This window comes from Isoptericola sp. NPDC058082 (assembly GCF_042885055.1).
Lineage (GTDB): Bacteria > Actinomycetota > Actinomycetes > Actinomycetales > Cellulomonadaceae > Isoptericola.
The window spans coordinates 258,719-266,273 of sequence record NZ_JBHVSQ010000005.1; the positions used below are offsets into that span (position 1 = coordinate 258,719).

Annotated in this window: 7 protein-coding genes; 1 reads left to right on the forward strand and 6 read right to left on the reverse strand. The window is 72.5% G+C overall.

Annotation, left to right across the window (positions count from 1 at the left end; genetic code table 11):
- Nucleotides 1-90: 90 nt before the first annotated feature.
- A complete protein-coding gene (locus tag ACFVS0_RS09910; protein ID WP_430587841.1) occupies nucleotides 91-1,338 on the reverse strand; it encodes a hypothetical protein in 1,248 nt (415 codons plus the stop codon).
- A gap of 119 nt (nucleotides 1,339-1,457) precedes the next feature.
- Nucleotides 1,458-1,847 (reverse strand): chorismate mutase, encoded by a 390-nt coding sequence (locus ACFVS0_RS09915; protein ID WP_430549821.1) that lies wholly within the window; start codon nucleotides 1,845-1,847, stop codon nucleotides 1,458-1,460.
- Nucleotides 1,848-2,000: 153 nt separating this feature from the next.
- Between ACFVS0_RS09915 and ACFVS0_RS09920 the strand changes: the two genes are divergently transcribed.
- Nucleotides 2,001-3,794, forward strand: a complete 1,794-nt coding sequence (locus ACFVS0_RS09920; protein WP_430587842.1) for an AMP-dependent synthetase/ligase — start codon at nucleotides 2,001-2,003, stop codon at nucleotides 3,792-3,794.
- 37 nt (nucleotides 3,795-3,831) lie between these two features.
- On the opposite strand, the gene clpX is transcribed toward ACFVS0_RS09920, so the two are convergent.
- The 4 genes from clpX to ACFVS0_RS09940 all read right to left on the reverse strand — a co-directional run bounded on the left by clpX (nucleotide 3,832) and on the right by ACFVS0_RS09940 (nucleotide 7,380).
- Nucleotides 3,832-5,106: an ATP-dependent Clp protease ATP-binding subunit ClpX gene (gene clpX / locus ACFVS0_RS09925; RefSeq protein ID WP_430549819.1), complete on the reverse strand. Its 1,275-nt coding sequence runs from the start codon at nucleotides 5,104-5,106 to the stop codon at nucleotides 3,832-3,834.
- 157 nt (nucleotides 5,107-5,263) lie between these two features.
- Nucleotides 5,264-5,950 carry an ATP-dependent Clp protease proteolytic subunit gene (locus ACFVS0_RS09930; protein ID WP_430549947.1) on the reverse strand — a complete coding sequence of 229 codons (687 nt, stop codon included), beginning with the start codon at nucleotides 5,948-5,950 and terminating at the stop codon, nucleotides 5,264-5,266.
- 82 nt (nucleotides 5,951-6,032) lie between these two features.
- Nucleotides 6,033-6,653, reverse strand: coding sequence for an ATP-dependent Clp protease proteolytic subunit (locus tag ACFVS0_RS09935; RefSeq protein WP_430549946.1), 621 nt, complete (start codon nucleotides 6,651-6,653; stop codon nucleotides 6,033-6,035).
- 136 nt (nucleotides 6,654-6,789) lie between these two features.
- Nucleotides 6,790-7,380 carry a TetR/AcrR family transcriptional regulator gene (locus tag ACFVS0_RS09940; protein ID WP_430549818.1) on the reverse strand — a complete coding sequence of 197 codons (591 nt, stop codon included), beginning with the start codon at nucleotides 7,378-7,380 and terminating at the stop codon, nucleotides 6,790-6,792.
- Nucleotides 7,381-7,555: the final 175 nt, after the last annotated feature.

A 7,555-nucleotide genomic window follows, 5' to 3' on the forward strand; every position in this document is an offset into this window, starting at 1 on the left:
TAAGTGCCGAGGTAGTTCGTGGACGGCCGCAGTTCTGCGGCCCGCACGGACTACCTCGGCACTTGTCGAACTACCTCGGCAACTTCCGGACTACCTCGGCGTGGTGAACCGGTCGCCGTCGCCGCTCATCGTGGCGGCGACCTCCTTCGGCGTCCCGTCGTCGTGCCACCGCAGGGTCGCGCCGACGCCGTCCATCAGGTCCACGGACCCCTCGGGCGCGAACGTCAGGGCGGCGTCCTGCGCGATCGCCGCGCGCAGCAGGGCGGACGGCGCGGGCATCTCCTCCAGTCCGTCGGTGACGCCGAGGTCCTCCAGGTCGGCGCGCGAGGTCGCCACGTGCATCGGGTCCGGCCCGATCCACAGCGTGCGGCCGCCGAGCAGCCCCGTGAGGTCCGGTCCCCCGACGCCGTTGCCCGGGGCCGTGAGCACCGCCGCGGCGTCGAGGGCGAGCTGCTCCGACAGCACGAGCGCCTTCACCTGCCCGCGGGAGAGCACCGCGACCACGTCGTCGACCGACGAGACCGCGCCCTCCTCCCGGCCCTGGTCCTGGCGGTACTCGGCGAGGACCACCTCGCGCCGGCGCTCCCGGTAGGAGTCGAGGGCGTCCTCGACGTTGGCCTCGAACGTGTCCGCGCGGACGCCCGGGCCCCGCCCGCCGCCCGAGACCTCGACGGTCCGCCGCGCGGCGTCCTGCCCGAGCTCGGCACGCACGAGGTTCACCGCCCGGACGTCGCCGGTGAGCAGCACGACCTCCGGGCGGCCCTCGGCCACGCGGCGGTCGATCTCCGCCGCCACCGCCGCGGCGTTGCGCTTCCAGGAGTCCTCGGCGCGCGACTCGATGATGGCGCGCTTGGTGCCGGTGCTGGAGGTCTTGCTGACCTCGTCGTTCGGGCCCTCGAACGTCTCGCGCGCCCCGCCGGGCCGGCCGACCGCGTCGCAGGGCCAGAAGTCCGCGCCGCTGCGGTCGACGGCGACGCACAGCGCGTCGACGGTCTCGTCGGCCGCCAGGGCGGCCTGCAGCAGCGCCGGGACGGGCAGCCAGACCCCCGTGGCCACGGCGGGCGGGTTGCGCAGCACGCGGTCCACCGCGACGCCGCCGTCCCCGGCGATGAGCACCCGGCCGTGCGCGCCGGCCACGCGCGTGGGCCGCAGCACCGCGGCCTCGAGGTCGTCCAGCACCCGGGTGGGTGCGGACTGTCGCTCGAGGGAACGTCGCACCGCCCGCCACCGGTTCGCGACGTCCCTGTCGCCCGCCTCGGCCGAGGGCGTCGCGTCCAGGTAGACGGTCGCGAACGGTCCGGGGCGGCCGACGAGGGGCTTGAGCCAGTCGATCTTCATCCGTGGATCCCCCTGATGTCGTCGTCGGCTGTGTCCTCCAGCGTGCGACGGAAACGCGGCGGACGCCACCCCTCGGCCCGGCGGTCCCGACCTCGCGCGCGAGGTCAGATCTCACCTCTTCAAGCGTAGGTGTCCAGGGGCGGCAGCTCGCCCTTGAGGCGCCCGGCGGCGTGCTCCTCGGCGATGCGCTCGTGGTGCCGGATCACCTCGGAGACGATGAAGTTGCGGAACTGCTCCGTGAACTCCGGGTCCAGGCCGGCGCCCGCCGCGAGGTCCTTGAGGCGGTCGACCTGCTGGCGGTCGCGAGACGGGTCGGCGGGCGGCAGCCCGCCCACCGCCTTGAGCTCGCCGACGCGGCGCGTCATCTTGAAGCGCTCGGCCAGCAGGTGCACGAGTGCGGCGTCGATGTTGTCGATGCTGGCGCGCAGGTCCAGGATCTCCTGGGGCATCCCGTCCGACGCGGGGCGCGGGGCGGGGTCCTGGGGGACGTCGTGAGGGGTGTCGGGCATGACTCGATCCTACGAGGCGCGCCGAGCGTGTAAGGTCCCACGTCGGCCCGAACGCCGACCGGAGACTGGTCGGGAACCGCCGGCCACCACCACGCGGCACGACGCCAGGGACGCACACCGCCCGCCCACGCCGCCCACCCGGAGAGAGAGCAGATGACGGTCGCGACGACGCCGAGCCTCGTGGACGTGCCCGAGGGCACGAGCATCAGCACGCTGCTGGCCGACCGGGTCGCCCGGACGGGCGACCGCACCCTCATCGAGCGTCGCACCGCGTCGGACGGCCCCTGGGTGCCGGTGTCCGCCGGCGAGTTCCAGGCCGACGTCATGACCGTGGCACGCGGGCTCGTCGCGCACGGCATCGAGCCCGGCGACCGCGTCGCGATCATGTCGCGCACCCGCTACGAGTGGACGCTCCTCGACTTCGCCGCCTGGGCCACCGGCGCCGTGGTCGTGCCCGTCTACGAGACGTCCTCCCCCGACCAGGTGCGCTGGATCCTCGAGGACTCCGGAGCCCGCCTGGTCGTGGTGGAGACGCCCGCGCACGCGGACGCCGTGCGCCAGGTGGACGACGAGCTGCCCGACCTCGAGGAGGTGCTCGTCATCGCGACCGGTGCCGTCGACGAGCTGCGCGAGGCCGGTGCGTCGGTCCCCGCGCGGGACGTCGCGGCCCGCCGCGACGCCGTGCGCCGCGACGACCTCGCCACGATCGTCTACACCTCCGGCTCCACGGGACGCCCCAAGGGCGCCGAGCTCACGCACGGCAACTTCGCGCACCTCGCGATGAACGCCCGCCTCGCCCTGCCCGAGCTTCTCGACTCGGACGGCGCGCGCACGGTGCTCTTCCTTCCCCTGGCGCACGTCTTCGCCCGCCTCATCCAGGTCGCGGTGATCGCCAGCGGCTCGGTGCTCGGCCACCTGCCCGACGTGAAGACGCTCACCGACGACCTCAGGACGTTCCGCCCCACGTTCCTGCTCGCCGTCCCCCGCGTGTTCGAGAAGGTCTACAACTCGGCCGAGCAGCGGGCCGCGTCGCGCACCCAGCGGCAGGTCTTCGGCTGGGCGGCGCGCGTGTCGGGCCAGTACTCGCGTGCGCTCGACACCGGACGCGTCCCGGTGACGCTGCGGGCCCGCCACGCGCTGGCCGACCGGCTGGTGCTGTCCCGGCTGCGCACCGCGATGGGCGGGAACCTGCGGTACGCGATCTCGGGCGGCGCGCCGCTCGGAGACCGCCTCGGACACTTCTTCCGCGGGGCCGGACTCACCGTGCTCGAGGGCTACGGGCTCACCGAGACGACGGCCCCGACCGCGGTGAACCTGCCTTCCGACCTGCGCATCGGCACGGTCGGCCCGCCGTTCCCCGGCACCTCGGTGCGGATCGACGACGACGGCGCGGTCTTCGTGGCGGGCCCGCACCTGTTCCGGGGCTACCGCGGACGCCCCGACCTGACCGCCGACGCGATGACGGACGGCTGGTTCCGCACCGGGGACCTGGGCGCCCTGGACCAGGGTCACCTGCGCATCACAGGGCGCACCAAGGAGATCATCGTCACCGCGGGCGGCAAGAACGTGGCCCCGGCGCCGCTGGAGGACCGGGTGCGCGCCCACCCCCTCGTGTCGCAGGTCGTGGTCGTGGGCGACAAGCGTCCGTTCATCGGCGCGCTCGTCACGCTGGACGCCGAGATGCTGCCGGGCTGGCTGGCCACGCAGGGCATCGCGCCGATGTCGGTGGGCGCCGCGCGGACCGACCCCCGGGTGCTGGCGGCGCTCGACGCGGCGGTCGAGGAGGCGAACACGGCCGTCTCCCGGGCGGAGTCGATCCGCAAGTTCCGGGTGCTCGAGGGCGACTTCACCGAGGCGAACGAGTACCTGACGCCCTCGCTGAAGGTGAAGCGCGACCTGGTGCTGCGCGACTTCGCGGACGAGGTCGACGCGCTCTACGCCCGGTAGTGCTCAGTGCCCGGTAGTGCTCAGCACCCGGCAGTGCTCAGGCGCTCTTCTCGCGGGGCGCACGACGGCGGACGGGCGAGGTGCGCGGCACGAGCGTCGGGTTGACGTTCTCCAGCACGACCTCGCGGCTCACGACCACTCGCTCGACGTCGTCCCGGCTGGGCACGTCGAACATCACCTGCTGGAGGACCTCCTCCATGATGGCGCGCAGCCCGCGCGCCCCGGTGCCCCGCAGCAGCGCCTGCTCGGCGATCGCGTGGACGGCGTCCTGCTCGAACTCGAGCTCCACGCCGTCGATCTCGAACATGCGCTGGAACTGCTTGACGAGCGCGTTGCGCGGCTCGGTGAGGATCCGCACCAGCGCGTCGCGGTCCAGCGGGGACACGGACGCGATGACGGGCAGCCGCCCGATGAACTCGGGGATGAGCCCGTACTTCTGCAGGTCCTCGGGTCGCACCTCGGCGAACAGGTCGTCGTCGGCCGCGGTCTCCATGGGGGCGCTGAAGCCGATGCCGCGCTTGCGCGCGCGGGACGCCACGATGTCGTCGAGGCCGGCGAACGCGCCCGCCACGATGAACAGCACGTTCGTGGTGTCGATCTGGATGAACTCCTGGTGCGGGTGCTTGCGCCCGCCCTGCGGGGGCACCGACGCCGTCGTGCCCTCGATGATCTTCAGGAGCGCCTGCTGCACGCCCTCGCCGGAGACGTCGCGCGTGATCGACGGGTTCTCCGCCTTGCGGGCCACCTTGTCGACCTCGTCGATGTAGATGATGCCCGTCTCGGCCTTCTTGACGTCGTAGTCCGCGGCCTGGATGAGCTTGAGGAGGATGTTCTCGACGTCCTCGCCCACGTACCCGGCCTCCGTGAGGGCCGTGGCGTCCGCGATGGCGAACGGCACGTTGAGCATCTTCGCGAGCGTCTGCGCCAGATAGGTCTTGCCGGTGCCGGTGGGCCCGATGAGCAGGATGTTGGACTTCGCGATCTCGACCGCGTCGTCGCCGTCGCGCTGGGCCTCGCCCGCCTGGACCCGCTTGTAGTGGTTGTAGACCGCCACCGCGAGGGCCCGCTTGGCCGGCTCCTGCCCGATCACGTACTGCTCGAGGAAGTCGAAGATCTCGCGCGGCTTCGGCAACTCGGTGAGCCCCAGCTCCGCCGCCTCGCCGAGCTCCTCCTCGATGATCTCGTTGCACAGGTCGATGCACTCGTCGCAGATGTACACGCCGGGGCCGGCGATCAGCTTCTTGACCTGCTTCTGCGACTTCCCGCAGAACGAGCACTTCAGCAGGTCTGCGCCGTCACCGATCCGAGCCACCGGGAGCCTCCATCTCGTGAGTGCACGTCCTGAGTGCTTGGTCCTGCGTCCATTCCACACCACGGGGGCGTCGTTGTCAGCCGAGCAGCCCGGTGCGTCGTGTCGCGGGGCCCGCGATGTCTCCCTCGGGAGGTCGCGGGCCCCGTGAACGTGCAGGTCAGCGCGGCGCGAGAGCGGCGGGCTTGCGGCTCTCGAGCACCTGGTCCACCAGGCCGTAGTCCTTGGCCTGCGCGGCCGTGAGGATCTTGTCGCGCTCGATGTCCTCGCGCACCTGCTCCTCGGACTTGCCCGTGTGCGCCGCCAGCGTCGACTCCAGCCACTCGCGCATGCGGATGAGCTCGTTGGCGTGGATCTCGATGTCGGACGCCTGGGCGTAGCCGCCGCCCTCCATCGCGGGCTGGTGGATCAGCACGCGGGCGTTCGGCAGCGCGAGGCGCTTGCCCGGCTGGCCGGCGGCGAGTAGCACGGCCGCGGCGGAGGCCGCCTGGCCGAGGCACACCGTCTGGATCTGCGGCTTGATGAACTGCATCGTGTCGTACAGCGCCGTCATGGCCGTGAACGACCCCCCGGGCGAGTTGATGTAGATCATGATGTCGCGGTCGGGGTCCTGGCTCTCCAGGACCAGCAGCTGCGCCATGATGTCGTCCGCCGACGCGTCGTCGACCTGGACGCCCATGAAGATGATGCGGTCCTCGAACAGCTTGGTGTACGGGTCCTGGCGCTTGAAGCCGTACGCGGTGCGCTCCTCGAACTGGGGCAGCACGTAGCGCGACGTCGGAGCGCCGTGCGGGAGCGCGACGCCGCCGGGGCGCGCCGCGGCGCCCGCCAGGTTCTGGGCCCGCATAGCGAACTGGTACTCGTCTGAGTAGCTCACGGTGTTCTCCTCGGGTGGGAAGTCGGTGGGTTCCGGGGGCGGGTGGTCGGCGTCAGGAGCCCGACGCGCCGCCACCGCCCGAGACCGAGGCGGCGCTGGTGACCACGTGGTCGACGAAGCCGTACTCGAGGGCCTCGTCCGCGGTGAACCACTTGTCGCGGTCGTTGTCCTTGAGGATCGTCTCCAGCGACTGCCCGGTCTGCTCGGCCGTCAGCTCGGAGAGCACCTTCTTCATGTGCATGATCAGCTGGGCGCCGATCCGCACGTCCGTCGCGGTGCCGCCCACGCCGCCGGAGGGCTGGTGCATGAGCACGCGGGCGTGCGGGGTGATGTAGCGCTTGCCCTTGGTGCCCGACGAGAGCAGGAACTGCCCCATCGACGCGGCCATGCCCATCGCGATGGTCGCGACGTCCGGCTTGATGTACTGCATCGTGTCGTAGATCGCCATGCCGGCCGTGATGGATCCGCCGGGGCTGTTGATGTACAGCCAGATGTCCTTGTCCGGGTCCTCAGCGGCGAGCAGCAGCATCTGCGCGCAGATGGCGTTCGCGTTCTCGTCGCGCACCTCCGAGCCCAGCCAGATGATGCGCTCCTTGAGGAGCCGGTTGTAGATGGAGTCGTTGAGCCCGAGGCCCTGGCCGTCGGCGCGCGCCACCGGCGTCGCACCGTCCATCCGCAGCAAGTCGTTCACGTCCGTCTCCTTCGTCATCGCCGTCGATCGACCCTAACGTGCGGCAGCCACGCGAAACGTCCCGGTGGAGGGGCTTTTCGCTGCGGGCGCACACGACGACGCCGGCGGCGGTCTCGGCTCACGCCCCGTGCGCCTCGCACAGCGCCCGGGCGGCGCGCCTAGCGGTCGGGAACGGGTCCTTCGGCACGCCCGTCCCCGCCCCCGCCAGCGCCCCGTCGTGGAGCAGCAGCAGCGCGTCCGCCAGCTCGCCGGGACGTTCGAGCCCGGCCGCGCGGCACTCGGTCTCGAGGAGCTCCCGGACCCACGACTTCTGCCGGGCGACCTCGACGGCGACGGGCCGGTCGGCGTCGTCCACCTCGGCGCGCGCGTTGATCGCGGCGCAGCCGCGGCCGCCCTCGGCCGCCGACCACCCCTCGGCGGCGCCGAAGACCGCGAGCACCCGGCCGACGCCCGGCTCGGGGTGCGCCGCGAGGGCCCGGACCAGGTGTGCCTGCCACCGGGAGTCGCGGTCGCGCAGGTACGCCACCACGAGCCCCTCCTTCGAGCCGAAGCGGTCGTAGAGCGTCTTCTTCGTGACGCCCGCCTCCGCCGCGACGGTGTCGACGCCGACGGCGTGCAGCCCGCGGGCGTAGAACAGGCGCGACGCGGCCTCGAGGATCCGGCGCGCCGCCGGGGTGAGGGACGCCTGCCGCGGGGTCTGCTCGGTCACCCGACCCACGATACGGACCGGTCCACCCCCACGGACGACGCCGGCCCGGGACGCTCCGGGGGGAGGGGTGGGTCGGTGGGGGGGGTGGGGGGGGTTGGGGGGGGGGGGGGGTGGGGTTACCTGGGGGGTGGTCCTTCGGTTTCCCGGGAGGGGGGGGGGGGGGGGGAAAATCGGC

Coding starts and splice junctions, on each gene's coding strand:
- ACFVS0_RS09935 (WP_430549946.1), bottom strand. CDS start 6,653: ATGGACGGTGCGACGCCGGTGGCGCGCGCCGACGGCCAGGGCCTCGGG.
- ACFVS0_RS09910 (WP_430587841.1), bottom strand. CDS start 1,338: ATGAAGATCGACTGGCTCAAGCCCCTCGTCGGCCGCCCCGGACCGTTC.
- ACFVS0_RS09920 (WP_430587842.1), top strand. CDS start 2,001: ATGACGGTCGCGACGACGCCGAGCCTCGTGGACGTGCCCGAGGGCACG.
- ACFVS0_RS09915 (WP_430549821.1), bottom strand. CDS start 1,847: ATGCCCGACACCCCTCACGACGTCCCCCAGGACCCCGCCCCGCGCCCC.
- ACFVS0_RS09930 (WP_430549947.1), bottom strand. CDS start 5,950: ATGCGGGCCCAGAACCTGGCGGGCGCCGCGGCGCGCCCCGGCGGCGTC.